Source organism: Ottowia cancrivicina, from assembly GCF_029813755.1.
Taxonomy (GTDB): domain Bacteria; phylum Pseudomonadota; class Gammaproteobacteria; order Burkholderiales; family Burkholderiaceae_C; genus Ottowia; species Ottowia massiliensis.
The window spans coordinates 1-26,749 of sequence record NZ_JARVII010000031.1; the positions used below are offsets into that span (position 1 = coordinate 1).

Annotated in this window: 27 protein-coding genes and 1 pseudogene; 17 read left to right on the forward strand and 11 right to left on the reverse strand. The window is 65.4% G+C overall.

Translation table 11 applies throughout. The features are described 5' to 3' along the window. From QB898_RS11435 to QB898_RS11445, 3 genes are all read right to left on the reverse strand, one after another. On the reverse strand, positions 1 to 197 hold a 197-nt coding region (locus tag QB898_RS11435), incomplete at its 3' end, for a crossover junction endodeoxyribonuclease RuvC (protein ID WP_279525035.1). A gap of 134 nt (positions 198 to 331) precedes the next feature. Beyond that, positions 332 to 964 (reverse strand): bifunctional nicotinamidase/pyrazinamidase, encoded by a 633-nt coding sequence (pncA, locus tag QB898_RS11440; protein WP_050716249.1) that lies wholly within the window; start codon positions 962 to 964, stop codon positions 332 to 334. Positions 965 to 1,037: 73 nt separating this feature from the next. Further along, entirely contained in the window at positions 1,038 to 1,769 is a 732-nt protein-coding gene (locus tag QB898_RS11445; protein ID WP_279525057.1) for a nitroreductase, read from the reverse strand. 80 nt (positions 1,770 to 1,849) lie between these two features. On the opposite strand from QB898_RS11445, the gene mltB reads away from it, so the two are divergent. The 4 genes from mltB to QB898_RS11465 all read left to right on the forward strand — a co-directional run bounded on the left by mltB (position 1,850) and on the right by QB898_RS11465 (position 5,970). After that, positions 1,850 to 2,926 carry a lytic murein transglycosylase B gene (mltB, locus tag QB898_RS11450; protein ID WP_279525058.1) on the forward strand — a complete coding sequence of 359 codons (1,077 nt, stop codon included), beginning with the start codon at positions 1,850 to 1,852 and terminating at the stop codon, positions 2,924 to 2,926. A 117-nt stretch (positions 2,927 to 3,043) separates the two neighbouring features. Continuing rightward, a complete protein-coding gene (locus tag QB898_RS11455) occupies positions 3,044 to 4,411 on the forward strand; it encodes an NAD(P)/FAD-dependent oxidoreductase (protein ID WP_279525059.1) in 1,368 nt (455 codons plus the stop codon). Positions 4,412 to 4,421: 10 nt separating this feature from the next. Next, entirely contained in the window at positions 4,422 to 5,180 is a 759-nt protein-coding gene (locus tag QB898_RS11460) for a lysophospholipid acyltransferase family protein (protein ID WP_279525060.1), read from the forward strand. Continuing rightward, entirely contained in the window at positions 5,173 to 5,970 is a 798-nt protein-coding gene (locus tag QB898_RS11465; protein WP_279525061.1) for a glycosyltransferase family 2 protein, read from the forward strand. Before QB898_RS11460 ends, QB898_RS11465 begins: the two co-directional genes overlap by 8 nt. 217 nt (positions 5,971 to 6,187) lie before the next feature. On the opposite strand, the gene QB898_RS11470 is transcribed toward QB898_RS11465, so the two are convergent. The 3 genes from QB898_RS11470 to QB898_RS11480 are packed head-to-tail and all read right to left on the reverse strand — an operon-like array spanning position 6,188 to position 9,224. After that, positions 6,188 to 6,970: an ABC transporter ATP-binding protein gene (locus tag QB898_RS11470; RefSeq protein WP_279525062.1), complete on the reverse strand. Its 783-nt coding sequence runs from the start codon at positions 6,968 to 6,970 to the stop codon at positions 6,188 to 6,190. Beyond that, positions 6,970 to 8,109, reverse strand: coding sequence for a FecCD family ABC transporter permease (locus QB898_RS11475; RefSeq protein WP_279525063.1), 1,140 nt, complete (start codon positions 8,107 to 8,109; stop codon positions 6,970 to 6,972). The genes QB898_RS11470 and QB898_RS11475 overlap by 1 nt, the downstream gene beginning before the upstream one ends. Then, positions 8,106 to 9,224, reverse strand: a complete 1,119-nt coding sequence (locus QB898_RS11480) for an ABC transporter substrate-binding protein (RefSeq protein ID WP_279525064.1) — start codon at positions 9,222 to 9,224, stop codon at positions 8,106 to 8,108. The genes QB898_RS11475 and QB898_RS11480 overlap by 4 nt, the downstream gene beginning before the upstream one ends. 224 nt (positions 9,225 to 9,448) lie before the next feature. Between QB898_RS11480 and QB898_RS11485 the strand changes: the two genes are divergently transcribed. The 4 genes and pseudogenes from QB898_RS11485 to QB898_RS11500 form a co-directional block, all read left to right on the forward strand. Then, positions 9,449 to 10,057 carry a hypothetical protein gene (locus QB898_RS11485; protein ID WP_279525077.1) on the forward strand — a complete coding sequence of 203 codons (609 nt, stop codon included), beginning with the start codon at positions 9,449 to 9,451 and terminating at the stop codon, positions 10,055 to 10,057. Between the two features lie 170 nt (positions 10,058 to 10,227). After that, positions 10,228 to 10,698: an acetyl-CoA carboxylase biotin carboxyl carrier protein gene (accB, locus tag QB898_RS11490; RefSeq protein ID WP_050716244.1), complete on the forward strand. Its 471-nt coding sequence runs from the start codon at positions 10,228 to 10,230 to the stop codon at positions 10,696 to 10,698. 11 nt (positions 10,699 to 10,709) lie between these two features. Next, entirely contained in the window at positions 10,710 to 12,059 is a 1,350-nt protein-coding gene (accC, locus tag QB898_RS11495; protein WP_279525065.1) for an acetyl-CoA carboxylase biotin carboxylase subunit, read from the forward strand. Positions 12,060 to 12,302: 243 nt separating this feature from the next. Beyond that, a pseudogene (locus QB898_RS11500) lies at positions 12,303 to 12,635 on the forward strand (transposase); the annotation flags it as partial. 574 nt (positions 12,636 to 13,209) lie between these two features. Here QB898_RS11500 and mpl read toward each other — a convergent pair. Together mpl and purM are read right to left on the reverse strand one after the other, a co-directional pair. Next, complete coding sequence (gene mpl / locus QB898_RS11505; RefSeq protein ID WP_279525066.1) at positions 13,210 to 14,637, reverse strand: UDP-N-acetylmuramate:L-alanyl-gamma-D-glutamyl-meso-diaminopimelate ligase; 1,428 nt, start codon at positions 14,635 to 14,637, stop codon at positions 13,210 to 13,212. A gap of 169 nt (positions 14,638 to 14,806) precedes the next feature. Beyond that, positions 14,807 to 15,844: a phosphoribosylformylglycinamidine cyclo-ligase gene (gene purM / locus QB898_RS11510; RefSeq protein ID WP_279525067.1), complete on the reverse strand. Its 1,038-nt coding sequence runs from the start codon at positions 15,842 to 15,844 to the stop codon at positions 14,807 to 14,809. Positions 15,845 to 16,178: 334 nt separating this feature from the next. Here purM and hda point away from each other — a divergent pair, with 334 nt between their 5' ends. From hda to folK, 4 genes are all read left to right on the forward strand, one after another. Then, positions 16,179 to 16,874: a DnaA regulatory inactivator Hda gene (hda, locus tag QB898_RS11515; RefSeq protein WP_279525068.1), complete on the forward strand. Its 696-nt coding sequence runs from the start codon at positions 16,179 to 16,181 to the stop codon at positions 16,872 to 16,874. A gap of 66 nt (positions 16,875 to 16,940) precedes the next feature. Then, positions 16,941 to 17,615 carry a histidinol-phosphatase gene (locus tag QB898_RS11520; RefSeq protein ID WP_050716239.1) on the forward strand — a complete coding sequence of 225 codons (675 nt, stop codon included), beginning with the start codon at positions 16,941 to 16,943 and terminating at the stop codon, positions 17,613 to 17,615. Then, on the forward strand, positions 17,612 to 19,216 hold the full coding sequence (gene pcnB, locus QB898_RS11525; protein WP_279525069.1) for a polynucleotide adenylyltransferase PcnB: 1,605 nt from the start codon (positions 17,612 to 17,614) through the stop codon (positions 19,214 to 19,216). Before QB898_RS11520 ends, pcnB begins: the two co-directional genes overlap by 4 nt. A 1-nt stretch (position 19,217) precedes the next feature. Next, the gene (gene folK / locus QB898_RS11530) at positions 19,218 to 19,700 is read left to right on the forward strand and encodes a 2-amino-4-hydroxy-6-hydroxymethyldihydropteridine diphosphokinase (protein ID WP_279525070.1); all 483 of its coding nucleotides are present in this window, start codon (positions 19,218 to 19,220) and stop codon (positions 19,698 to 19,700) included. A 276-nt stretch (positions 19,701 to 19,976) separates the two neighbouring features. On the opposite strand, the gene QB898_RS11535 is transcribed toward folK, so the two are convergent. Together QB898_RS11535 and ppsA are read right to left on the reverse strand one after the other, a co-directional pair. Further along, on the reverse strand, positions 19,977 to 21,008 hold the full coding sequence (locus QB898_RS11535; RefSeq protein ID WP_050716237.1) for a P1 family peptidase: 1,032 nt from the start codon (positions 21,006 to 21,008) through the stop codon (positions 19,977 to 19,979). Between the two features lie 10 nt (positions 21,009 to 21,018). After that, on the reverse strand, positions 21,019 to 23,418 hold the full coding sequence (ppsA, locus tag QB898_RS11540; protein ID WP_279525071.1) for a phosphoenolpyruvate synthase: 2,400 nt from the start codon (positions 23,416 to 23,418) through the stop codon (positions 21,019 to 21,021). A 402-nt stretch (positions 23,419 to 23,820) separates the two neighbouring features. Between ppsA and QB898_RS11545 the strand changes: the two genes are divergently transcribed. The 5 genes from QB898_RS11545 (at position 23,821) to QB898_RS11565 (ending at position 26,483) form a co-directional block, all read left to right on the forward strand. Further along, the gene (locus QB898_RS11545; RefSeq protein ID WP_279525078.1) at positions 23,821 to 24,231 is read left to right on the forward strand and encodes a DUF4878 domain-containing protein; all 411 of its coding nucleotides are present in this window, start codon (positions 23,821 to 23,823) and stop codon (positions 24,229 to 24,231) included. Between the two features lie 122 nt (positions 24,232 to 24,353). Further along, positions 24,354 to 25,007, forward strand: a complete 654-nt coding sequence (locus QB898_RS11550; protein WP_279525072.1) for a YiiX/YebB-like N1pC/P60 family cysteine hydrolase — start codon at positions 24,354 to 24,356, stop codon at positions 25,005 to 25,007. A 417-nt stretch (positions 25,008 to 25,424) separates the two neighbouring features. Continuing rightward, positions 25,425 to 25,721 (forward strand): hypothetical protein, encoded by a 297-nt coding sequence (locus QB898_RS11555; protein ID WP_279525073.1) that lies wholly within the window; start codon positions 25,425 to 25,427, stop codon positions 25,719 to 25,721. Then, complete coding sequence (locus tag QB898_RS11560; RefSeq protein ID WP_279525074.1) at positions 25,721 to 25,981, forward strand: hypothetical protein; 261 nt, start codon at positions 25,721 to 25,723, stop codon at positions 25,979 to 25,981. Before QB898_RS11555 ends, QB898_RS11560 begins: the two co-directional genes overlap by 1 nt. Before the next feature lie 106 nt (positions 25,982 to 26,087). Next, complete coding sequence (locus tag QB898_RS11565; RefSeq protein WP_279525075.1) at positions 26,088 to 26,483, forward strand: hypothetical protein; 396 nt, start codon at positions 26,088 to 26,090, stop codon at positions 26,481 to 26,483. Here QB898_RS11565 and QB898_RS11570 read toward each other — a convergent pair. Beyond that, positions 26,467 to 26,749 (reverse strand): hypothetical protein (locus tag QB898_RS11570; RefSeq protein WP_279525076.1); only part of this gene is annotated, 283 nt, incomplete at its 5' end. The two genes, QB898_RS11565 and QB898_RS11570, sit on opposite strands and share 17 nt — an antisense overlap.

Here is a 26,749-nt window from a genome sequence, read left to right on the forward strand (position 1 = left end):
GCCACGTCTGGGGCGTAGCGGCGGCAGATTTCGCCTATGCCGTCATACAGGAGCTTGAGCCGCGCGGGCAGGCTGCCCTGGGGCGCGTCTGCGGTCTGGATGACGCCGCTGGCCACGTAGGCGAGCTGGCCGCCGGCTGCATCCAGCACGCCGAAGCCGGTGGTGCGCAGGCCAGGGTCGATGCCGAGGATTCGCATGGTGAGCTGTGGCGCAAGGCGGCTGGGGCGCTACATGGACAGGAGCAAATATGAAGGGGGCAAAATGCCTGCCTGCGCAGTTTCCACTAGGACCTCATGCTATGGTTAGAGGAGCAAATTTAGAGGGACAAACCTCAACCGGCCAGCAGGCTTTGCGAGCTGGCGCGCTGCACGCCGGCGGCGTTCATGTCGGCCCAGGCGCGGGCTAGCGAGCCGTTCAGGTCGATGGCGCGGCAGGCGTCTTCCACCACGGTGACGGCAAAGCCGGCGGCGCGGGCGTCCAGCGCGCTCCAGGCCACGCAGTAGTCGGTGGCCAGGCCGCACAGGTAAAGGTGGCGGATGCCGCGCGCATGCAGCCAGGCGGCCAGGCCGGTGGTGGCGGCGCGGTCGGCTTCGGTAAAGGCGGAGTAGCTGTCCACTTGCGGGCGGCAGCCTTTGCGCAGGATGAGCTGCGCCTGCGGCACGTGCAGCTGCGGGTGCAGCGCCGCGTCAGGCGTGCCCTGCACGCAGTGCGTGGGCCAGAGCACCTGGGGGCCGTAGGGCAGCTCGATCACGTCAAAAGGCTGGCGGCCCGGATGGTTGGCGGCGAATGAAACGTGGCTGGCGGGGTGCCAGTCTTGCGTGAGCACGGCGTTTTCAAACAGGGGCGCCATGCGGTTGATGACGGGCACGATGGCGTCGCCCTGCGCCACGGGCAGGCCGCCGCCGGGCATGAAGCCGTTTTGGGCGTCGATGACGAGCAGGGCGCAGTCGCTGGAAAGTGGCATGGCTTTTGAGATGGAAAAGGCACAAGAAAAGCGGCCCGGGTGGCATCAGCGGCCCGGGCCAGGGCGGGTGCGTTCAGCTCAGGAAGCGGACGAACGATTGCACCGGCTCGCACGCGGTGTGCAGGGCATTGACCGGGTCGGACTCATCGGCCCAGCCCAGGGCCAGGGCGCCCACGATCATTTCGTTTTCGCCCGCGCCGATGTGGGGCATGATGATGCTGTCAAAGCGGTTCCAGGCCGCTTGCGGGCAGGTGTGCAGGCCGCGCGCGCGGGCGGCGAGCATCACGCTTTGCAAAAAGCAGCCGTAATCCAGCAGGCTGCCCCGGCCCATGATGCGGTCGATGGTGAAGAACATGCCCACGGGCGCATCAAAAAAGCGGAAATTGCGCTGCTGCTGGGCGTGCATCTTGTCTTTTTCGCTCTTGCCGATGCCCAGCAGGCCATACATGTCCAGGCCCACGGCGCGGCGGCGCGACAGGTACGGCTCCACCCACTTGGCGGGGTAGTAGTCATACGGCTCCGGGTAGCGGGCTTCCAGCTCGGGGTTGTCTCGCAGCTGGTCGTGCGCTGCGCAGACTTTGTCCACCAGCGCGTCACGCGCGGCGCCTTGCAGCACGTACACCTTCCAGGGCTGGGTGTTGGTGCCTGAGGGCGCGCGGCTGGCCACGCGCAGAATGTCTTGCAGCATGGCCTGCGGCACGGGCCGGGGCAAGAAGGCGCGGGCGGAAAAGCGGCTTTCAATGGCGGCGTCCACGCTGGCGGGGTCGGCAATGGCCGGGCGGGCTGTTTCGGGGGCATGGGGCATGGCGTTGTCTCCTTCAGGGGTGCACAAAAGAAGCTTCATTCTGCCTTGCGCGGCGGAGGCGGCGGCTACATTCGCGCTCCATGTATTCCCTGACCCGACGCCGTTTCGCCCTGGGCGCGCTGGCCTGGTGCGCCAGTGGCCGCGCGCAGCCAACGCCTGAAGCGCCGCAGGCCGAGCCGTATGCCTACGCCACCCATGAAAACGCCCTGCTCTGGGCCGAGGAGGCCGCCCGACGGCACGGGCTGGATGCGGCCTGGGCGCGGCAGACCATTGCCAGCGCGTGGTTCAACCCGGGCGTGCAGCGCCTCATGCGCCCGGCCGCCTACAACCAGGCCAGCAGCGCGTCCAGAAACTGGCGCGCCTACCGCAAGCGCTTTCTCACGCCCACGCATTTGCAAACGGGCGCGCGCTTTTGGCAGGCCAACCATGCGGCGCTGGCGCGCGCCGAGGCGCAATTTGGCGTGCCGGCGGCGGCCATCATGGGCATTCTGGGCGTGGAAACCATTTATGGCCGCAACGTGGGCAAGTACCGCGTGCTGGACGCGCTGGCGACGCTGGCTTTTGACTTTCCGCAGGAGCACCCGCGCGCGCACCAGCGGCAAATCTTCTTTGCGCGCGAGCTGGCGCACTTTCTCGTGCTGTGCCAGCGCAACCGGCTGGAGCCTGGGCAACCTGAAGGCAGCTATGCGGGCGCCATGGGGCTGCCGCAGTTCATGCCCTCAAGCTGGCTGCAATACGCGGTGGACTTTGACGGCGATGGCCGCATTGACCTGTGGAACAGCCCGGCCGACGCCATCGGCTCGGTGGCCAATTACTTTCGCGCCTTCGGCTGGCGCCCCGGCCTGCCCACGCATTACGCCGTTCAGCTTCAGCCGCAGGCCGATTTGCGCGCGCTGCTGGCGCACGACATCCTGCCCACCTTCAGCCCCGCCGAAATGGCCGCGCTGGGCGTGACCCTGCCCGAAAAGGCGCAGGAAAGCGCCGGGCCGCTGGCCCTGATCGAGCTGCAAAACGGCGACCCCGCCCGCCCCGGCAACGAGCCTGACTACGTGGCGGGCACGGAAAACTTCTATGTCATCACCCGCTACAACTGGAGCGCCTACTACGCCATGGCCGTCATCGAGCTGGGGCAGCAGCTGGCGCAGGCCAGAGACTGAAGCCGTCTGATTCATCCTGCCCGCAGGCCGGATTGAAAGTCATTGTTTTTGAGGCCGTTGCCAGCGGGCGGACTTCTACAATGAGCCTTTCATTTTCTTGATCAGTGGTTTTGCATGATGGAAAACACCTACCCAGCCGCTGGCGGCACGGCGTCTGAAGCCGCCTCCTCTTCCTCAACCCTGCAATGCGATGTTCTGGTCATAGGCGGCGGCCCGGCGGGCAGCACGGCGGCCACGCTGCTGGCGCGGCAGGGGCACAGCGTGCTGCTGCTGGACAAGGACCGCCACCCGCGCTTTCACATCGGCGAATCCCTGCTGCCGGCCAACCTGCCGCTGTTCGAGCAGCTGGGCGTGGCTGATGAAATACGCGCCATCGGCATCACCAAGCATGCGGCCGAATTCGTCTCGCCCGCGCACGGCAACCGCAAGCAGGCGTTTGAATTCGCACAGGCGTGGGACAAAACCATGCCGTTCGCCTACCAGGTGCGCCGTTCGGAGTTCGACCGCATCCTGCTGGACAACGCGGCCCGCAGCGGCGCCCAGGTGTTCCAGCAATGCAAGGTGGAAAGCGTGGACCTGGAAGCCACCCCTGAATGGGCCGAAGCCCGCGCGCGCCATGCCGACGGGCGCGAACTTACCTGCCGGGCGCGCTTCGTGGTGGATGCCTCGGGGCGCGACACCTTCCTGGCCAGCCGCATGAAGATCAAGCACAAGAACCCGCGCCACAACAGCGTGGCCGTGTTCGCGCACTTCGCCAATGCGCGCCGCAACCCCGGCGCGGCGGAGGGCAACATCACCATCTACTGGTTCGATCACGGCTGGTTCTGGTTCATCCCCTTGCAAGACGGCGCCACCAGCGTGGGCATGGTGACCTGGCCGTATTTCATGCGCACGCGCGGCGAGCGCAGCCTGCGGCAGTTTCTGCTGGACGGCATCGCCCAGTGCCCGCCGCTGGCCGAGAGGCTGCAAGACGCGCAGATCGTCCACGAGCCGGAAGCCACGGGCAATTTCTCCTACCTCAGCGAGCGCACGCACGGGCGCAACTACGTGCTGCTGGGCGATGCGTTCGCCTTCATCGACCCCGTGTTTTCATCCGGCGTGCTGCTGGCCATGCAAAGCGCATTCGCCGCTGCCCGCGCCATTGACGTCTGGCTGAAGCAGCCTGCGCAGCGCGCGCAGGCGCTGGCGCAGCTGGACCGGGATATGCGCCACGGCCCGCGCGAGTTCTCGTGGTTCATCTACCGCATGACCACGCCCGCCATGCGCGACTTGTTCATGGGGCCGCGCAACACGTTTCGCGTGAAGGAAGCCATCATCTCCCTGCTGGCGGGCGACATCTACGGCCAAACGCCCATCTGGCGCTCGCTGCGCGTGTTCAAGGCCATCTATTACCTGACCTCGCTGGCGCAGCTGCCCACCTCGCTGCGCTCCTGGCGCTGGCGCAAGCAAGCCATCCGCACGGTGGATGAAGCCCCGCAAGGCTGAGCGCCTGCCCATGCACGCCGCTCTGCGCCGCGCCCGCGAAGCCGCCGCCATGATTCTGGGCCTGGGCCTGCTGGCGCTCATCTGCCTGGGCTGGACGCCCTTTGCCCTCGTGCTCGGCCCGCTCATGCCCGAAGCCAGCGGCAAGCGCCTGGGGCGGCAAGCCATTCACAGCTGCTTCCGGTTCTACGTCTGGCTGCTGGAGCGCCTGTGCGGCTGCCGCTTCGATTTGCGCGCGCTCGACGAGCTGGCCCGCCAGAGCGGGCCGATGATCATCGTCGCCAACCACCCCTCGCTGCTGGACGCAGTGCTGCTCGTCTCGCGCCTGCCCAATGCCGTGTGCATCATGAAAGCGGCGCTCATGCACAACCTGCTGCTGGGCGCCGGCTCGCGCCTGGCGCGCTACATCGTCAATGACGCGCCGCTGCCCATGATCCGCCGCGCCATCGCCGAAATCAAAAGCGGCGACGGCGCGCGGCTCATCATCTTTCCCGAAAGCACGCGCACCAGCGCGCCGCCCGTGGGGCCGTGCAGCGCCACGGCGGGCCTGATCGCCGCGCGCGCAGGCGTGCCCGTGCAGACGCTCGTCATTGAAATGAGCACGCCTTACCTGGGCAAGCACTGGCCCCTTTTCCGCCCTCCCAGCCTGCCGCTTGCCGTGCGCGTGCGCTACGTGGGCCAAATGCACGTGGATGGCGCCAGCGCGCACCGCTTTGGCGACGACATCCACGCCCGCCTCGCCCACGCCCTCAAGGAAACGCGCCATGCCTGAAGCCGCTGCGCCCGCGTCCTCCGCTCCCGCTGCCTCACGCACGCATCTCGTGCTCATCCCCAGCTACAACCCCGGCCCCAAAGTGCGCGACACCGTGGCCGCCGCGCGCGCGCGCTGGAACCCCGTGTGGGTGGTGATTGACGGCAGCACCGACGGCAGCGCGGCCTGGCTGCAAGACATGGCCGCGCAAGACGAGGGCCTGCGCGTGCTCGCGCTGCCCGCCAACCAGGGCAAGGGCGCCGCCGTGCTGCACGGCATTGAGCAGGCCGCGCGCGAAGGCTTCACCCACGCCCTGACGCTGGACTCGGACGGACAGCATCCGGCCCATCTCATCCCGGCCTTCATGCAGGCTTCGCAAGCGCGGCCTGACGCCATGGTGCTGGGCGTGCCGCAGTTCGGCGCAGAAGCGCCGCGCATTCGCGTGCTGGGCCGCAAAATCTCCAACGGCTGGGCCAATCTGGAGACGCTGGGCGCGGGCATTGGCGACTCGCTCTTTGGCTTTCGCGTCTATCCCATCGCCCCGCTGGCGCGCGTCATGCGCGGCCAGCGTTTCATGCGCCGCTTCGACTTCGACCCCGAAGCCGCCGTGCGCCTGGCCTGGGCAGGCGTGCCCGCCATCAACCTGCCCGCTCCCGTGCGCTACTTCACGCCCGAAGAAGGCGGCGTCTCCCACTTCAAATACCTGCGCGACAACGCCTTGCTCACCTGGATGCACACCCGCCTGTTCCTGGGCTTTGCGCTGCGCCTGCCCCGCCTGGCCTGGCGGCGCTGGCGGCCAGCGGGCCGCTGAAAACCGGCCCCTTTCGCCGCAGGCGCAAGCCAGTCTGCGGGCCAACCCTCCAGTTTGTCTCCAGCAACCAGAAAGCACCAGAAACAGGAGCGAATTTGAGGGGGTAAAAATACCGCCTTGCGCAGTATCCACTAGGACATCATGCTATGGATAAAAGAGCAAAACGAGCCTTGCGCATGCCCTTCCGTCCTTCCCTCATTCCGCCCTATCTGCTTATTCAGCCATGCCCTTGCGGCCTGCGGCCTTGCTGCTCGCCGCAGCCGCGCAAGGGCACGATGGCGGTTCGGCCGCTGGGGGCGCGGGCGAATTCGGCCTCGATGCCATACACGCGGCGCAGGCTTTCGCAAGTCACCACTTCATCGAACGGGCCGCAGCCGGCCACATGGCCGCCGTGCAGCATGAGCACGGTTTGCGCGTGCTGGGCGGCCAGGTTCAGGTCATGAATGGCGATGACAACGAGCGCGCCGCTGGCCTGCACGTATTCATGCAGGCGGTCAAACACCTGCATCTGGTGGCGAATGTCCAGCGCGCTGGTGGCTTCGTCCAGCAAAAGCAGGCGAGGCTGGCGGATCAGGCGCTGGGCCAGCAGCACCAGTTGCTGCTGGCCGCCGGAGAGGGCGGTCATGGCCCGCTCGTGCAGGTGGGCAATGCCAAAACTGTCCAGCACCTGAAGGGCGCGCTCGATCAGGCCGCCCGCCACGCGCAGGCCCAGCCGCTCGTAGCGGCCCAAAAGCACGGTTTCCAGCACCGACAGCCCGGCGCGCACCTGGCAGTGCTGGGGCATGAAGCCCACTTCGCCCAGGCGCACGGGCTGGCCGTGAAAGCGGATGCTGCCGCCGTGCGGCAAGGTGGTGGCAATGGCGTTGATGAGCGTGGATTTGCCCGTGCCGTTGGGGCCGATCAGGCCGGCGATTTGCCCGGCGGGCAGCGTGGCGCTCACGTCCTTGAGGATTTCGGCCCGGCCGCGCCGGGCGCTGACATGGCTGAGTTGCAGGCCCATCAGATGCCCCCTTTGCGCGAGACGATGATGCCCAGCAGCATGGGCACGCCCGCCACGGCGGTGATGATGCCCACGGGCACCACGGCCCCCGGCGATATGAGCTTGGCAAACACCGAAGCGCCCGAGAGGATGAGCGCGCCCGTCAGCGCGGCCAGCGGCAGCGCAAAGCGATGGTCTTCGCCCACCAGCGCGCGCGCCATGTGCGGCGCAATCAGCCCGACAAAGCCGATGGTGCCCACAAAGCACACGGCCACGGCCGTCAGCAGCGCCACCAGCACGAAGGCGCGGCGGCGGATGGCCTGCACCGGCACGCCAATGCTCATGGCGTTGGCGTCGCCCAGGCGCAAGGCGGTCAGCGCCCAGGCATCGCGCGCGACAAAGGGCAGGCAGGCCAGCAGCACAACCGCGCACACGCTCACGCTGGTCCAGCTGGCTTTTTGCAAATCGCCAAACAGCCAGAAGACGATTTGTTGCAGGATTTCGGGGCTGGCGATGTACTGGAGCAGCGACTGCACGGACTGAAAGAAAAACAGCACTGCAATGCCGCCCAGGATGAGCACTTCCGGATTGGCGCCGCGCGCCAGCGCCAGCAGGTAAATGAGCGCGCAGGCGGCCAGCGTCATGCCAAAGGCGGCGGCGGGCGTGAGCGCGTAGCCGGGCACGGGCAGCAGGCCGCCAAACATGATGGCCAGCGCCGCGCCAAAGCCCGCCGCTGCCGAAAAACCCAGCGTGAAGGGGCTGGCCAGCGGGTTGTCCAAAATGGTCTGCATCTGCAAACCGCCCAGCCCCAGGCACATGCCCACCAGCGCGCCCATGAGCGCGGGCGGCATGCGCACATGCCAGAGGATGTTGGCGTTGCTGTGCAGCTTGCGCATTTCGGGCGTAACGCCCGGCAGCCGCTCGCGCACGGCCTCCAGCCCGCCGGGGCCTGTTTGCAGGGCCTGGAAGATGTCCGTCAGCGCCATGCCCGAAGGGCCGGTGGCCAGATCGAGCAGCAGCAGCGCCGCCAGCAGCAGCGCCGCCAGCGCCAGCAAAGCCGCTCGCCGCCCCAGACGGCGGCCATAGGCGCTGCGGGCCTGTGCGTGGTCGGCTTCGTGGCCGGTTTCGTGGCCGGCCTCGTTCCGGGCTTCAGTGCTCATTTCGCGCCCGCCGGGCGGCCTTGCGGCTGCGCCTGATAAGTGGCCATGAACACGCCTTCAGCCTTGATGGGCAGCCAGGCTTCGTAGAAATCGCGCAGGTTCTTTTCCGGGTCCACATCGGCAAAAGCCTCCGGGTGAATCTGCTTGGCCACGTATTGGGCGTACACATAGTCCGACAAGGTGCGCGTGCCGCCGTGATAGACGGCGTGCACGTGCCCGCCTTCAGCCGCCTTCAGCTGCCGCCAGCCCGCGCGGCCATTGACGTAAGCGCCCATGCGTTCATTGACGGTACGGGCATCGGCGCCAAAGCCGACGGACACGGCCTCGGGCCGGTTCAGCCATTCGGAGCCAGCCAAAAAAATGATGTCCGGGTTCTGGTCAATCACGTATTCGCGGCTGAGCGGCCCCCAGTTCTGCACCTGCCCCTTGGCAATGTTGCGCGCGCCCGCCATCTCGATCAGCGCGCCCCAGAGCGTGTCGCCGTAGGAGTTGCCCACGGTTTCGGGGCCTTTTTGCGCCAGTTCCACGTAAACCTTCTTGTCTGACGGCCCGGCCTTGGCCACGCGCGCGGCCACGTCCTGCATAGCCAGGCGGTAGTTGTCGGCCAGTTTTTGCGCGCGCTGCGGCTGGCCCATGATTTTTCCCAGCGCCAGCGTGGACGCCACGTGCTTTTCAACCGTCTGCGCGTTGTAGTCCAGCGTGAGCACGGGAATGCCCGCCGCCTCGATTTTTTTCACGCCCTCGCCCAGCGCGTCGTAATTCCAGGCGGCCAGAATCAGCAAATCGGGCTGCGCGGCAATCACTTTTTCAATGGAAAAAGAGCCGTCATCCGTGGAACCCACATCCGGCACGCTTTTCAGCCGGGGCAGCGCCTTTTCATACAGCGCGAACTGCCGGGGCCGCCAGTCCCGCCAGGTGGAAAGCGACAGGCCCACCAGCTTGTCTGCCGCGCCCGGCCCCGCCACGGCCAGATAGTCTTCGTAATAAAAGCCCAGCACCACGCGTTCGGGCACGCCGGACACCGTCACGCTGCGGCCTTTCACGTCGGTCACCGTGATGTCCGCGAAAGCCAGCGGCGCCAGCGCCAGCAAAATGCAGGCAAATGCTTTTTTCATGATTTTCTCCAATGATTATGAGAACGCAAATGAAATGAGAAATTACGCGGCCGCACCGGAAAGCTTCCCGGTTCAATCCAGGCGCCCATGCGCAGGCCGCGAGCATGGCGGGCAGATTATGAAATAAATAATGGTTGATAAATATCAATTATGATTTGCTTAATATCATTTCAAAAGCTCGCTTTCCGCAATCTGCGCGGCTCTGCGGAGGCAAAATGCCCACCATGCAACAGGAACTCTCTCAGGAAATCGCCGCTGCCGCCGCGCGGCTGGTGGTGGAAGAAGGGCTGGACTACGGCGCGGCCAAGCGGCGGGCCGTCAAGGAGCTGGGCGCGCCCGCGCGCGCGGCTCTGCCGGACAATGACGCCGTGCAGGAGCAGGTGCGCGCCTATCTGGCGCTTTTTCGCGCCGACACCCAGCCTGCCGAGCTGCTGGCGCTGCGCGAGCTGGCGCTGACGTGGATGCAGCGGCTGGCCGAATTCCGCCCGCACTTGACGGGCGCGGTATGGAATGGCACGGCCACGCGTCTATCTGATGTGTATTTGCAGCTTTTTTGCGATGACCCGAAATCAGCGGAAATCGCCCTCATCAACCAGGGTGTGGCTTTCGATGCGCGGCAAGTGCGCGGTTTTCGCGGCGAAAGGGTGGACGCGCTCAGCTTTTCAGTCTTTTGCTCCGGCCTGGGCGAGCACGTGGGCGTGCATCTGATGATTCATGACCATGACGACGTGCGCGGCGCACTCAAGCCCGCTGCCGATGGCCGCCCCGCCCGTGGCGACGAGCAGGCGCTGCGCGCCCGCATGCTGGAAGATGCGGCATCCATCATGAATTGATCGCAAAAGGCGGCAACTTCATTTATTTACGGCGCTTTGCCGCGATGGCCGCAAAATCGCAACGGAATCCGCACACTCCTTCCGTAAGCTTCAAATTCCAGCAAATTGAAGCAGTTGGCTGCAAATTGCGGTAAATTTGCCCAGTTTTTCATATCAGAAAGATTTCAATCATGGATCTGCGCAAGCTCAAGACCCTGATCGACTTGATCTCGGAGTCCAACGTTTCCGAACTTGAAATCACCGAAGCCGAAGGCAAGGTGCGCATCGTCAAGGGCAGCCCCGCCGCCGTGGTGATGCAGCCTGTAGCGCAGCCCGTGGCGGCCGCCGCATCAGCCGCGCCCGCCGTGGCCGCGCCTGCGGCAGCAGCTCCCGCCGAAAGCGCCGCGCCCGCGCCTGCTGCCGCGCCGGGCTTTACCGTCAAATCGCCCATGGTCGGCACTTTCTACCGCGCCGCCAGCCCTGGCGCCAAGCCGTTCGTGGAAGTGGGCTCCAGCGTGAAAGCGGGTGACACGCTTTGCATCATCGAGGCCATGAAAATCCTCAATGAAATCGAGAGCGAAAAGGCCGGCACCGTCACGCAAATCCTGGGCGAAAACGGCCAGCCCGTTGAATACGGCCAGCCGCTGTTCGTCATTGAGTAAGCGGGCGCGCCATGTTCAAGAAAATACTGGTTGCCAATCGCGGCGAAATCGCCCTGCGCATCCAGCGCGCCTGCCGCGAACTGGGCGTGCAGGCCGTCATGGTGTATTCTGAGGCCGATAAAGACGCCAAATACGTGAAATTGGCCGACGAAGCCGTGTGTATCGGCCCCGCGCCCTCGGCCCAAAGCTATCTGAACGTGCCCGCCATCATCTCGGCGGCGGAAGTCACGGATGCCGAAGCCATTCACCCCGGCTACGGCTTTTTGAGCGAAAACGCCGATTTCGCCGAGCGCGTGGAGCAAAGCGGCTTCCAGTTCATTGGCCCCACGCCCGAATCCATCCGCATCATGGGCGACAAGGTGGCGGCCAAGCGGGCCATGATGCAGGCGGGCGTGCCCTGCGTGCCCGGCAGCGAAGGCGAGTTGCCTGACGACACCGCCGCCATCAAGCGCATGGCGCGGCAAATCGGCTACCCCGTCATCATCAAGGCCGCAGGCGGCGGCGGCGGGCGCGGCATGCGCGTGGTGCACACCGAAGCGGCGCTGCCCGGCGCAGTGCAAACCACCAAGGCCGAAGCGGCCGCCGCCTTTGGCAACCCGGCGGTCTATATGGAGAAATTCCTCCAGAACCCGCGCCACATCGAAGTCCAGGTGCTGGCCGACAAGCACAAAAACGCCGTCTATCTGGGCGAGCGCGACTGCTCCATGCAGCGCCGCCACCAGAAAGTGATTGAAGAAGCGCCCGCCCCCGGCATTCCGCGCCGCTTGGCCGACCGCATTGGCGAACGCTGCGTGGCTGCGTGCAAAAAAATCGGCTACCGGAGCGCGGGCACTTTTGAATTTCTGTATGAAAACGGCGAGTTCTATTTCATTGAAATGAACACCCGCGTGCAGGTGGAGCACCCCGTCACGGAAATGATCACCGGCGTGGACATCGTGCGCACGCAAATCATGGTGGCCGCCGGCGAAAAACTGCCCTTTACCCAGCGGCAAATCGAAATTCGCGGCCACGCCATCGAATGCCGCATCAATGCCGAAGACCCCTTCAAATTCACGCCTTCGCCCGGCCGCATCACGGCCTGGCACGCGCCCGGCGGCCCCGGCGTGCGGGTGGACTCGCACATCTACACCAACTACTTCGTGCCGCCCAATTACGACTCGATGATCGGCAAGCTCATCGTCCACGGCGACACGCGCGAGCAAGCCATCGCCCGCATGCAAACCGCGCTGCTCGAAACCGCCGTGGAAGGCATCAACACCAACATCGCGCTGCACCGCGAGCTGATGGTGGACGCCAAATTCCGCCACGGCGGCACCAACATCCACTACCTGGAAAAGTGGCTGAGCGAGCACCAGCGCTGAAAACGCCCAAGAGCAGCCAGCCGCGCCCGTTCCGCAAAAAGGAACGGGCATTTTTCTTTCCGGAGCTGCGATCCGCCTGCCAGAACGGCCTGAGCGATGGCAGCGACACTCAAAAACAGGAGCGAATTCGGAGGCTTAAAAGCCGTCTTGCACAGTTTCCACCAGGGCCTGTTGAGAATTCTCCTCTCGTACTGCGATACCGCCACGGAAAGAAGAGCATCAATCGACAAGCAGTGAGAACTGATGGCCCCGAACTGCCTGGGCAAGCCTGGCGATGAAGGGCCAAGAGGCGCTGACAACCGTTTGGCCATGCTGTGGATCGTGCGCACAGGCAGCCCCTGGCGTGACTTGCCCGAAGAATTTGGCAAATGCAACCGTCTTCAAGCGCTTTCGCGACAGGGCCAAGGCCGGTATCTGGCAAAAACGCTTTGATGCTGTCAGCGGCCAGCCAGATATGGAATACGCCATGGCCGATGCCGTGATCGTGAAAGTGCATCGTCACGGCCAAGGCGCAAAGGGGTTCAAAACCAAGCCATAGGCCACTCGCGCGGGGGCGTGGGCACCAAGATATGGGCCTTTTGCCATGCGCAGTGACAAGACCGCACCAGATTCAAGGCAGTGATCTATCTGGCCTCAGCTGTGATTCAGTCTCGGTAATTCTCAACAGGCTCTAGGACATATCGCTATGGTTTAAGAAGCGAAGTTCAAGCTCCTTCCCTTCTTTGCCATAGCCGCGCGGGTCGCGTGCGCTTTCTTGCTTCGCCTCTGGAGCCTGCCCTCATCTCTGGCCAGGCAGCGCAGCCAACGGACCGGCTCGCGCGCGCTTCGCCATTCTGATTCCACCTTCTTCTTGCCCTTTTCCCGCTGGAAAACGGACACCCTGCTGCTGAAAGCCGGAGGCGGCGGTTGGCTGAACGGTGGCCTTGATCCGCTCTGGACATGCGCGGCCAGGCGAAGCCTGCGCTTCGCCCATGCGCCCGCAACCTTTGCGTCCGCCTCGTGAGAAAGCGCCGCCTATTCATTCGGCGTCTGCCTCCGCCTTGCTCGCCCCCCAGCCCACAATGCCTGGCAGCCCGTTCGCTATCAGAAAAAGGAGCAAATTCAAAGGGTGAGAAAAGCCGTTTCGCGCAGTTTTCACTAGGACATCATGCTATGGTTTCCGGAGCGCATGGGCCAGCTTTTCATGCACGCCGCCAAAGCCGCCGTTGCTCATGCATAGCAGGTGGTCGCCTGCGCGGGCGGCGCGCGTGGCCTGGGCGACGAGTTCGTCCACGCTGGCGGCCACTTGGGCGCGTGCGCCCAGTGGGGCCAGGGCGGCGGCGGCGTCCCATTCCAGGCCGCCTGCGTGGCAAAAGGCCAGGGCGGCGTTTTCCAGCGCCCAGGGCAGGCGCTCTTTCATGGCGCCCAGTTTCATGGTGTTGCTGCGCGGCTCGAAGAGGGCCAGGATGCGCTCGCTCTGGCGCCCTTGTGCATCAAGCTGGCGGCGCAGGCCGTCTACGGTGGCGCGGATGGCGGTGGGGTGGTGGGCGAAGTCGTCGTAGAGGGTGATGCTGCCGCCGCTGACGGGAATGCGCGCGCGCACTTCCATGCGGCGGCGCACGTTTTCAAAGCGCGCCAGCGCCTCGCAGGCTTGCTGCGGCGGCACGCCCGCGTGCCAGGCTGCGGCGATGGCGGCCAGCGCGTTGAGCTGGTTGTGCGCGCCGGGCAGCGCCCAGCGCACGCGGCCGGCGGGGCGGCCCTGGTGCAGCACTTCAAAGTCGCCCGGCTCGCCGCTGGCGGCGAAGTCAGGGGGCGCTTTGCCGCCTGCCATGCCGAAGCGGCTGACTTCGCTGTACACGCCTTGCGCCAGCACGCGGGCCAGGCTGGCGTCTTGCCCATTGACGATGACGCGGCCCGTGGCGGGCACGGTGCGCAGCAGGTGGTGAAACTGGCGCTCGATGTCGGCCAGGCTGCCGAAGATGTCGGCGTGGTCGAACTCGAGGTTGTTCAGCACCGCCGTGCGCGGGCGGTAGTGCACGAATTTGCTGCGCTTGTCGAAAAAGGCGGTGTCGTATTCATCGGCTTCGATGACGAAAAAGGGCCTTTCGCGCCCTGCCGCCAGGCCGCCCAGCCGGGCGGAGATGCCAAAGTTCAGCGGCACGCCGCCCACCAGAAAGCCCGGCTGCAGGCCCGCGCATTCCAGCGCCCAGGCCAGCATGGATGTGGTGCTGGTTTTGCCATGCGTGCCGGCCACGGCCAGCACGTGGCGGCCTTGCAGCACGTGTTCGGCCAGCCACTGCGGCCCGCTGGCGTAGGGCAGGCCCGCGTCGAGAATGGCTTCCATCAGCGGGAATTTGGGCGCGCCATTTGCCAGCCGCGCGCGGCTGACCACGTTGCCAATCACGAACATGTCGGGCTTGAGCGCCAGCTGATCGGCGCCGTAGCCTTCCATCAAATCAATGCCCAGCGCGCGCAGCTGCTCGCTCATGGGCGGGTAAACGCCCGCGTCGCAGCCGGTGATGGTGTGCCCAGCCTCGCGCGCCAGCGCCGCCAGCCCGCCCATGAAAGTGCCGCAGATGCCAAGGATGTGGATGTGCATGAAGGTTTCGCTCAGGTTTCGCGCAGGTTTCGCGCAAAGGGGATCAGGGGGAAGGCTGGCTTTTGGCTGTCCGCCCGTGAGTTCTGGCCGCCTGGATGGGCCGCCGTGGCTTGCGGCGTGAAAAAGCCGCCTGGGCGCTGGGCCGGGCGGCTGGGGCGGGTGAAGCGGCTCAGGCCACCGTCACGGCGGCGCCCGCGCGTTCGGTGATGTGGCCGATGGCGTAAACGGTTTCGCCGTGCTGGCGCAAGGTGGCGGCCACGGCCTCGGCGGCCTCGGCGGCGGCGATGACCACCATGCCGATGCCGTTGTTGAAGGTGCGGTTCATTTCTGCGTCGTCGATGCCGGCGGTTTTTTGCAGCCAGGCGAAGAGTTCGCTTTGCGGCCAGCTGCCTTTTTGCAGGCGCGCGGCCAGCCCTTCGGGCAGCACGCGGGGAATGTTTTCGAGCAGGCCGCCGCCGGTGATGTGGGCCAGCGCGCGGATGGCCTGCGGGTGCGCGGCCAAAGTGGCGAGCACGGGCTTCACGTAAAGGCGCGTGGGGCGCATGATGGCCTGGCGGAAAGGCTGGCCGTCCAGCGTTTCGGGCAGCGCGCCTTGCGCCTGCGCGCGTTCGATGCACTTGCGCACGAGCGAGTAGCCGTTGCTGTGCGCGCCGCTGCTGGCCAGGCCCAGCACTACGTCGCCCGTCCGCACGCTCTGGCCGGTGAGCAGGCGCGATTTTTCGGCCGCGCCCACGGCAAAGCCGGCCAGGTCGTATTCACCGGCGGGGTACATGCCGGGCATTTCGGCGGTTTCGCCGCCGATGAGGGCGCAGCCGCTTTCTTCGCAGCCCCGGGCGATGCCGCCTACCACGGCGGCGGCGGTGTCCACGTCGAGCTTGCCGCAGGCGAAGTAGTCCAGAAAAAAGAGCGGCTCGGCGCCTTGCACGAGCACGTCGTTCACGCTCATGGCGACCAGGTCGATGCCCACGCCGCCGTGCATGTTCCATTCAAAGGCGAGCTTGAGTTTGGTGCCCACGCCGTCGGTGCCGCTCACGAGCACAGGCTCCTTGTATTTGCGGGGCACTTCAAAGAGCGCGCCAAAGCCGCCAATGCCGGCCAGCACGCCTTCGCGCAGGGTTTTGCGGGCCAGGGGCTTGATGCGCTCGACCAGGGCGTCGCCCGCGTCAATATCAACGCCGGCGTCTTTGTAGGAAAGAGGGGTGTTCATGCGAGATGGAAGAAAAAGCTCAAAGGCGGGCGGGGCCGCGCGCTGGCGGGCTTGCGCCCTGGCCTGCCGCGCGTTGTGCGCGCAAGCGCACCCTGTTCAATAAAATCCGCCGTCAATTTTAGGCGCGGCCCCAGGGCGGTTCAGGGCCTGTCTGCCTGAAATGCCCTTTGATATTTGCTCCTTGCTTGATAGCACGGCCTCCCCGTGGATCGTGCGACAAATGCCTTTTCAGGCCCCTTGAATTTGCTCCTCTTTCTGAAGTTCCTCCGCCTGCCTGGCTCGCCCCGTTCGCCCCGTTTGCCTGTTGCGCCCGCCGCCGGGCAGGCTCCCGTTCATGAAACAAATCGCGCTTGACATCGCACTGGCTCCCGCGCCCACGCTGGAGGGTTTTGCGGGCCGTCTCAATCAGGAGGCCGTGCAGTTTCTGGCGCAGTGGTGCGCGGCGGGCCGCCAGCGCTCGCCCGTGCCGGTGTATCTGTGGGGCGAGGCGGGCAGCGGCAAAACGCACCTGCTGCGCGCTGCGCGGCATGCCTTGCAGCAGCAGGGCGAGCCTTGCGGCTGGCTGGACGCAGCCTCGCCCGCCGATGTGCCGTTTGAGGGCAGCTGGCGCGCGGCGCTGATGGACGACGTGCAGCTTTACGCCACCGGCCAACAGCACACCGCCTTCAACTGGTTCATCAACGCCATGACGCCCGCCGATGGCCAGCCGCCGCGCGCCGTGCTGGCCGCCGGCAGCCTGCCGCCGACTGATTTGCCGCTGCGCGAAGACTTGCGCTCGCGCCTGGGCTGGGGGCACGTGTTCCAGCTTCACGCGCCCACGGAGGGCGAGTGTCGCGCGCTGCTGCAACAGGCCGCCGCCCAGCGCGGCCTTGCGCTGGGCGAGGGCGTGACCGATTACGTGCTCACCCGCTTTTCGCGCGACATGGGCAGCCTCATGCGCCTGCTCGAACGCCTGGACCGCTACAGCCTGCAAACGCGGCGGGCCGTGACCATTCCGCTCATCAAGGCCATGCTGGAGGAAGGGGCCTGAGGGCGTTTTTGCCGCCCTGCCGCCGCCCTTGCCGCCGCCCGTTGCGTCTTTTCCCCCTGAAACCCCATGAAACTGGCTCTTTTCGACCTTGACTACACCTTGCTGCCGCTGGACTCCGACCACGCCTGGGGCGAGTTCACCACCCGCATCGGCTGGACGGAGGGCGAAGCCTTCCGGCAGAAAAACGAAGCCTTCTACGCGCAATACAAGGCGGGCACGCTCGATATTCACGAATACGTGCGCTTTTCCACCGCCGCCGTGCGCCGCCAGGGGCCGGAAGCGGCGGCGCGCGCGCATGCGCAGTTCATGCGCGAAGTCATCGCCCCGGCCATCCGCCCGCAGGCGCTGGCGCTGATCGAACAGCACCGCCGGGCGGGCGAGGCCGTGGCCATCGTCACCGCCACCAACGAATTCATCACCCGCCCCATTGCCCACGCGCTGGGCGTGGACGAGCTGATTGCCATCAACCTGGAGCGCGGCCCCGGCGGCTGGTTCACGGGCGAAATCGCGGGCACGCCGTCTTTTCGCGAAGGAAAAATCACCCGCGTGGGCCAATGGCTGGCCGCGCGCGGCCTGGGCTGGGCCGATGCGGACGCCACCTTCTACAGCGACTCCATCAACGACTTGCCCCTGCTTGAAAAAGTGCAGCGCCCCGTGGCCGCCAACCCCGATGCGCGCCTGCGCCCCATCGCGCTGGAGCGCGGCTGGCCCGTGCTGGAGCTGTTTGGAGCGCAGCCATGATTCGCGAACTGCTCGACAAACTCACGGGCCGCCGCAAAAGCCGCTTTGGCAAGCGCGTGGAAATCGGCCCGGCCACGCACCGCATTGACCTGTCGCTGGTCGATGGCCGCGCCATCAGCGTGGTCAGCACGCTCAAAAACGCGGGGTACGAGGCCTACATCGTCGGCGGCGCCGTGCGCGACTTGCTGCTGGGCCTGCGCCCCAAAGACTTTGACGTGGCCACCAACGCCACGCCCGAGCAGGTCAAGGCGCTGTTCCGGCGTGCCTTCATCATCGGGCGGCGCTTTCGCATCGTGCACGTGGTCTTCGGGCGCGGGCGCGAGCATGAAGTGATCGAAGTCTCCACCTTCCGCGCCCACCTGGACAGCGCCGACGCCGAGCACGTCAGCGGCAACGAGCGCACCGCCAAAAGCCAGCTTGCGGGCGTGAAACACGCCGTGGATGCCTCCGGCCGCGTGCTGCGCGACAACGTGTGGGGGCCGCAGCACGAAGACGCCGCCCGGCGCGACTTCAGCATCAACGCCATGTACTACGACCCGCAAAGCCAAATCGTGGTGGACTACCACAACGGCTTTGCCGACGCGCAAAAGCGCGTGCTGCGCATGATTGGCGACGCCGCCGCGCGCTACCGCGAAGACCCCGTGCGCATCATCCGCGCCACGCGCTTTGCCGCCAAGCTCGCGCACCTGGGCTTCAAGCTCGACGCCAAAACCAGCCGCCCGCTTGCCGCCCTCAAGGGCCTGCTGGCCGACGTGCCCCAAAGCCGCCTGTTTGACGAAATGCTCAAGCTGCTGCAAACCGGCCACGGCCAGGCCAGCGTGGAGCAGCTCAAAAAACTCGGCCTGGCCCAGGGCATCTACCCCCTGCTGGATTTGGCCGTGCAGCGCGCGCAAGAGCCTTTCATGGCTGCCGCCCTGCAAGACACCGACCGCCGCGTGGCCGAAGGCAAGCCCGTCGCCCCCAGCTTCTTGCTCGCCTGCCTGCTCTGGCAAGACGTGCGCGCCCTCTGGCAGCAGCGCACCGCGCAAGGCGAACACACGCATCCCGCCCTGCAAGCGGCCATTGATGAAGTGTTTGACGCCCGCATCGGCGACGTATCCGGCCGGGGCCGGCTGGCCGCCGACATGCGCGAAATCTGGATGATGCAGCCGCGCTTTGAAAAACGCACCGGCGCCAGCTGCCACACCCTGGCAGAGCAGCCGCGCTTTCGCGCCGGGCTGGACTTTTTGCAGCTGCGCGCCGCCAATGGCGAAGTGCCCGAAATGCTGGCCGACTGGTGGACGCAATTCGCCCAGTCTGGCCAGAGCGTGCGCGAAGACCTCATCGCCCAGGCCCGCGCCGAGCAGCAGCGCGCCCCGCGCAGCAAGGCGCGCAAGCCCAAAGCCGCCGCGCCAGCGGCCAGCCCGGCCAGTCCTGCTGATTCCGCCAGCCCAGGCCCCGCTGCGGCAGGCGACGCCGCCCCGCCGCAGGCTGCCCCAGCCGAAGGCGGCGCACCGGCCAAAAAACGCCGCCGCCGCCGCAAACCCGCAGGCGGCGCGCCTGAAACCGCCAGTGCGCCAGCGGCCCATGCGCCATCCCGCCAGCCGCCCGCTGCGGAATGACATGAGCAAGGACATGGACGCCGCCGCTCACACGGCCTACATTGCCCTGGGCGGCAACCTGGGCGACGCCGCCGCCACCGTGCGCCGCGCCTTCGCCGCCCTGGCCGCCCTGCCGCAAACGCGGCTGCTTGCCGCCTCCAGCCTCTACCGCAGCGCCCCCGTGGACGCCAGCGGCCCCGACTTCATCAACGCCGCCGCCAGCGTGGCCACCGGCCTGACCCCGCTGCAATTGCTCGACGCCCTCCAGGCCATCGAAACCGCCGAAGGCCGCCAGCGCCCCTGGCGCAACGCCCCGCGCACGCTCGATCTGGATTTGCTCCTCTACGGCAACCAGCGCCTTGACACCCCGCGCCTGACCCTGCCGCACCCGCGCATGCTGCAACGCGCCTTCGTGCTCTGGCCGCTGGCCGAAATCGCCCCCGAACGGGTTCCCCCCGAAGCGCTGGCCGCCGTGGCCGGGCAGGCCATTGAGCGGCTGCCTTGAGAGAGCCTGCTGGCGCGCCTGCACGCGCGCCCGCTTGCGGCTTGTCTGCGGGCGGGTTCTGGCGCGCCCGCGCTTGCCGGAGCCGCCCGGCGGCATCAAAAACAGAAGCAAATTTAAGGGGGTGGAAATGCCATTCTGCGCAATTTCCACTAGGACCTATTGCTATGGATAAAGGAGCAAAAAAGAAGGGGCAGGAAGGAATGAGCAAGGCCATGAAGGTCTGCCGCGTTTTTGCGCCATGAAGTGCAAGACGGCGGCTGCGCCATCGGGCTGCGTTCAGGGCGCCACGGGCAGCTCTTGGGCGCAGGCTGGCAGCCACAGCGCGCCGGCCTGCACGCTGGCGGCGGCGCGCACGGCATTGACGCAGGCGCGGGCCACGGCTTCGGCGGCCAGTGCGGCCAGCACATTCAGCCCCGGGCCGGGGGCGGGGGCCTGCCCGGTGGCCAGGGCAAAGAGGGTGTCGCCATCAGCGCAGGTATGCACGGGGTTGATGGCGCGGGCCAGCCCGTCGTGCCCGGCGGTGGCCAGGCGGCAGGCGCCGGCTTTGTCCAGGGCGGCGTCGGTGGCGATGACGCCAATGGTGGTATTGCGCCCGGCCAGCAGGGCCGCAGGCGGCTCGCCCGCCAGCAGGGCGCGGGCGGTGTCGCGCAGCGCCGCGCCATCAGCGGTGCGGGCGCCGGCCAGCAGGCGGCCCTGGGCGTCGCGCACATCGCCCAGGGCATTGACGGCAACGAGCGCGCCCACGGTCACGCCGTCCAGCGTGACAGAGGCGGCGCCAATGCCGCCTTTCATGGCGCAGCCCATGCCGAACATCTTGCCGACGGTAGCGCCCGCGCCTGCGCCGACGTTGCCTTCGGCCAGCGCCCCGCGCTCCAGGCTGGCCTGGCAGGCGGCGTAGCCAGCGGCGGCATCGGGGCAGACGGGCGGCTGCCGGGCGGGGTCTGCGCCGACGTGCAGGTCAAACAGCACGGCGGCGGGCACGATGGGCACGCGGGCGGGCGTTTCAGGGCTGCCCGCATCCAGCCCCAGGCCCTGCCCGTGCAGCCAGCGCATCACGCCGCCGGCTGCATCCAGCCCCCAGGCGCTGCCGCCAGACAGCAGCACGGCGTGCACCACGCTGACGGTGTTGGCGGGGGCGAGCAGGTCGGTCTCGCGTGTGCCGGGCGCGGCGCCGCGTACATCCACTCCGCCTACGGCGCCGGGACGGGCGATGACCACACTGCACCCGGTGGGGCGGCGCGTGTCGGTGAAGTGGCCCGCGCTGATGCCGCGCACCCGGGTGATGCAGCCGGGAAACCGCTCAGGCATGGCGGCGTTTTCAGCTGGGCAGGTTGGCCAGCTGCATCCAGGTTTCGGCCACGCTGTCGGGGTTGAGCGAGAGCGAGACGATGCCTTGCTGAACCAGCCAGCGGGCGAAGTCGGGGTGGTCGCTGGGGCCTTGTCCGCAGATGCCGATGTATTTGCCTTGCGCGCGGCAGGCCTTGATGACGCGGGCGATCAGGGCCTTGACGGCGGGGTCGCGCTCGTCGAAGTCGGCGGCCAGCAGTTCCATGCCGCTGTCGCGGTCCAGCCCCAGGGTGAGCTGGGTGAGGTCGTTGGAGCCGATGGAAAAGCCGTCGAAGTATTCGAGGAACTCGTCGGCCAGCACGGCGTTGCTGGGGATTTCGCACATCATGATGAGCTTCAGGCCGTTGCCGCCGCGTTTGAGCCCGTGTTCGGCCAGCAAGGCGGTGACGCGCTCGGCCTGGCCCAGGGTGCGCACGAAGGGCGCCATCACTTGCACGTTGGTCAGGCCCATGTCGTCGCGCACGCGCTTGAGGGCTTCGCATTCCATGGCGAAGGCGGGGCCGAAGTCTTCGCTGATGTAGCGGGCCGCGCCGCGAAAGCCGAGCATGGGGTTTTCTTCTTCCGGCTCGTAGCGGCTGCCGCCGATGAGCTTGCGGTATTCGTTGCTCTTGAAGTCTGACAGGCGCACGATGACGGGCTTGGGCCAGAAGGCGGCGGCGATGGTGGCCACGCCTTCGGCCACTTTGTCCACGTAGAAGGCGCGGGGGCTGGCGTGGCCGCGCGCCACGCTCTCCACGGCTTTTTTTAGGTCGGCATCCACTTGCGGGTAGTCCAGGATGGCCTTGGGGTGCACGCCAATGTTGTTGTTGATGATGAATTCCAGCCGCGCCAGGCCCACGCCGTCGTTGGGCAGCTGGGCGAAGTCAAAGGCCAGCTGCGGGTTGCCCACGTTCATCATGATCTTGGCGCCAATGGCGGGCATGGCGCCGCGCTGCACTTCGCTCACTTCGGTTTCGAGCAGGCCGTCGTAAATGCGGCCCGTGTCGCCTTCGGCGCAGCTGACGGTCACGAGCGTGCCATCCTTGAGCGCCTCCGTGGCGTTGCCCGCGCCGACAACGGCAGGGATGCCCAGCTCGCGCGCGATGATGGCCGCGTGGCAGGTGCGCCCGCCCCGGTTGGTGACGATGGCGCTGGCGCGCTTCATCACCGGCTCCCAGTTGGGGTCGGTCATGTCGGTCACCAGCACGTCGCCGGGCTGCACGCGCTCCATTTCGCTGGTGTCGCGCACCAGGCGCACGGGACCGGCGCCGATTTTCTGGCCGATGGCGCGGCCTTCGGCCAGCACGGCGCCCTTGTTTTTGAGGCGGTAGCGCTGCTCGGTTTTGCCCTGCTGCTGGCTTTTCACGGTTTCGGGGCGCGCCTGAAGGATGTAGAGCTGGCCGTCCGTGCCGTCTTTGCCCCATTCGATGTCCATCGGGCGGCCATAGTGCTGCTCGATCACCAGCGCGTAGCGGGCCAGCTGCTCCACTTCGGCGTCGGTGAGGCTGTAGCGGTTGCGCTGCTCGGCGGGCACGTCCACGGTTTGCACCAGGCGGCCCGTGGCGGCTTTTTCTTCCGGCGTGGCAAACACCATCTGAATGAGCTTGCTGCCCAGGTTGCGGCGGATGAGGGCCTGCTTGCCCGCTTGCAGCATGGGCTTGTGCACATAGAACTCGTCGGGGTTCACCGCGCCTTGCACCACCGTCTCGCCCAGGCCGTAGCTGGAGGTGATGAACACCACCTGGTCAAAGCCGCTTTCGGTGTCGATGGTGAACATCACGCCCGCTGCGCCTTGGTCGGAGCGCACCATGCGCTGCACGCCCGCCGACAGGGCCACGTGCTCGTGTGCGAAGCCCTTGTGCACGCGGTAGCTGATGGCGCGGTCGTTGTAGAGGCTGGCAAACACCTCTTTCATCTTCTTCAGCACCTGCTCGATGCCCGCCACGTTCAGAAAGGTTTCCTGCTGGCCGGCAAACGAGGCGTCGGGCAAATCCTCCGCCGTGGCCGAAGAGCGCACGGCAAAGCAGGCCTGCGCGTTGCCCGCGCTCAATGCGTCAAAGGCATCGCGGATGGCCTTTTCCAGATCAGCCGGAAAAGGCTGCTCCTGCACCCAGCGGCGGATTTCGGCACCCGCATCGGCCAGCGCGCGCACGTCTTCCGTGTTCAGCGAGGCCAGCCGCTGGCGGATGCGCTCATCCAGCCCGCCGTAGGCCAGAAACTGGCGAAAGGCATGCGCCGTGGTGGCAAAGCCCGTGGGCACGCGCACGCCTTGCGGCAATTGCGAAATCATCTCGCCCAGGCTGGCGTTCTTGCCGCCGACGGCCTCGACATCGCTCATTCGCAGTTTTTCAAAAGGCACGACCAGGGCGGCCGCATCAAAAAGTGCAGACATGGGAAAAGCTCCAAGAGTTTGAAAAACGGTGTGCATGGCCTGCGGCCAGGCGGCGGCCAGACTGGGGCCGGGGCTGGCCCAAGGCGGCAAGGCTTGAAGTGCGGGCGGCAGGCGGCATGCGTGGGAAGGCAGCGGCGGGGCGGAAAGCGGCAGCGCCATCGCTGCGCCGCTGTGCTCATTGATTGGCTCCGGATTCTAGGCGGCGCGAGCCACTTTCCGTGAACGGGTTTGCACCTAAAGGCCAAAGGCGAGAATCAGGGCGCGCGCAAAATCAGCGCCCGCCCCGTGGGCATAATCCGCCGCGCGCCGGCTGGCGCGCCGTGTTATTGCGCGTGATTCAAGCCGTTTTGTGATTTGTCATTTTTTTATTTGTTATTTGAACAGGGAGAAATCGTGAAATTCATGACCAGAGCAGCCCTGCTGCTGACGGCCTTGCTGGCCATTTTCCTGACTGCCTGCTCCGGCCCCAAAAACACGCCTGACGGCGTGGCCGTGGCCTTCATTGAACGCAGCTACAAGGGCGATGTGGATGGCGCCATGAGCCTGGTTCACCTGCCCGACAGCTCCAAGCCTGGCAAAACCGAAATGGCGCAAGGCAAGATGAAAGCGATGATCGCCAAGGCCAGGGAAAAGGCCGAAAGCCAGGGCGGCATGGAAGAAATCACCGTGCAGTCCAGCGAAATCGACGCGGACGATCCCAACCGCGCCCGCGTGGCCCTGAAAGTGCGCTTCAAACAGGGCGAAGGCATGGAAAAAGTGCGCCTCATTCAGGTGGAAGGCAAATGGAAAATATTTGCCAGCGCCGGATTCTGAAATTCATCAGGCCAGCGCAAGCGAAATGAAACGCGGCAGCCAGAAACGGGAGCGGAAAAATCCGGCTCCCGTTTTTGCATGGCGCGCTGAAAATCAATCAGAAAATCTGGCTGAATATGCGCATGCAAATCACGCGGGCCAGACTGGCCGCCCTGGCGCTAAGCGCGCTGGCCTTGTTCGCCCTGTCTGCTCTGACAGGCAGCAGCCCGCTGCGGCCAGCGGCTCCGCCTGTGCCCCTGCCGCCTGCCCGCGCGCTCCAGCCGGGCGACTGGGTTTTTCGCAGCGGCACTTCGGCTGACAGCCGCCTGATCCAGCGCCTGAGCGGCGGCGCCTACTCGCACATCGGCATCGTCATCCAGACAGCGCCGCAAGTGCTGGTGGCCCATGCCACGACAGATGACGACCCGGCCCGCCCCGACCAGGTGCTCATCACGCCCCTGGCCGACTTTGCCGCCGCCGGGCGTGCCACTGCCGTAGCCGTGGCCCGCCCGCGCTTTCTCACCGCCGCGCAGCGCGCCGCCGCCGCCCGCCACGCCGCCGCCCGCGCGGGCCAGCCCTTTCGCCTGACGGCTGAAGGCGATCGCCCGCTGTATTGCACGACGCTGGTGCTCGAAGCCGTGCGCCAGCAGGCCCCAGGCTTTGCGCCTGCATGGCAGGCGGTGGACGTTCCCGTTTTCGGCGGCCGCTACCTTTTCCCGCAAGCCTTCGCACTGGCCGACGTGGAATGGATCGCCGTCTCGCCCTCGCAAGCGCAGAGCCAGGCAGCCGCGCCCTGATTCAAAGTCTGTCCCAAACCTGCCTGTGCCTTCGCTCCCGCGCGGCAGACCGTCAATCGCGCCTTCCAGCCATCGCCCCGAAGCGCCTGCGAGGCAGAGCGTTAAAGCGGATAACACTAGCTCCTCTATCAATAGCAATAGGTCCTAGTGAAACGGGCGCAAAAGCCGTTTTCAAGCCCTGAAATTTGCTCCTGTCTTTGACACGGCAAACCATTACCCTGCCTCTGGCGGTTTCTTTCCGCTACTGACGCCAAACTGAAGCCACGCATGTCCTGCAAGGTTATTGCCGCGCCTGCCAGAACCTGACCCAAACTGAGCGCGCCAGTTCTGGCCCTTGTGCAGTCGCTGCCCGTGCAAGTGCAGCCAAACAGGCGGCAGGTGTGGTCTAACCAGGACTGCACGGAAAGCACGCAAAACTTGGCCGACAAAATGGCGGGTGGCTGCCGGGTAGTCATCAACCGCACCACATGGCGCTGGGGGCTGGTGTCGCCTGAACAACGCGTGGGCGGACCTAAGCCTGAAAAGCGCGCCCGGCTCTCTGCGCGCTGCGCCGGACAGGCCACGCCTACCATCGCCACCGGGCAGGCGTTTCATGGAGAAAATATTCAAAGCCCTGCATCGCAAACGGCGATGAGAAATATGGGAGGAAGTTTGCTCGGTTCCATTCCAAACTCCAGCGTTTCTGAACCTGATTGTGGATGCCAATTTCTATGATGGCGAATACGTTTTTATTCATCGGCTGCATTGTAAATGGTGTTGTTTGCGGTGTTGCACTTAACTTCGCCCCTTTTCTGCTAAAAAGATTTGATGGCGTATTGGACCTTGTGCTTGATGTGATTTTGAATTTTGCCATCATAGCGGGATCCTTCACTTTTATGTGGTACGTATTCCCAGTTCGTGCGGAAAAAGTAATTTTTTTACTTTGGGTCTTGGGTATAGTTTTAGGAAAAAATCATATCTTATCGAAAGAATAAAATCATCTGATCATATTTGTCAAGGAAAACGATGGTGGGTGGCAAAATGCAATTTGCTACGGCGCAGCGGGCAGGTCGAGACTTGGCCCAACGGTAGAATACGGAAATGAACAATATGGATCTAAAATTTTCTGTTTTAATGACGCAAGCTCTGTCAGAGTGGCCGCAGCAGTTGGATTTCCAACTTTTCCATGTGAGTAAAGATATGAGTAATTATTCGGTTAAAGGGCTGGGCATGATGGCCGATGATATAGCCGATAAATATATAAATCATGAGCTGGAGGTTATTTATAGGCATCTGCACTTGGCCATAGAAATTGAATTGCATAAAGTTGCCAAATATGTCGTAAAAATGAGCACGCGCAACCTGCGTCCAGAGTTGGTGCGCATAAAATTTGAATCTTTCTTGCTTGAAATAAAAAATGGTATCAATGATTGTGGATGGGGCGATCCGGATCTAAAAATAATTGACGCATATTTCAGGGTCAATGGTCCAAGTTGAATTGTGAAAATGAGAGTGGCAGAGTCGGCGGCAAGAGCAATACAGCCATGACGCAAGGCAACCTCATCAAAGAAGCCGGAGCAGGCTGGGAAAAAAAACTGGCACTACAACAATCAAGGACAGCGCAGAAAACCTCACTATCCAATACCGCTACAACTCCTTTGGCCGAAAAATTGCCAAGACTGTCACGCAAGGCGCAACAAGCCGCACCACCTACTACATCAACGGCGAAAGCGCCCTGATGGCCGAAGCCGATGAAGAAGGGC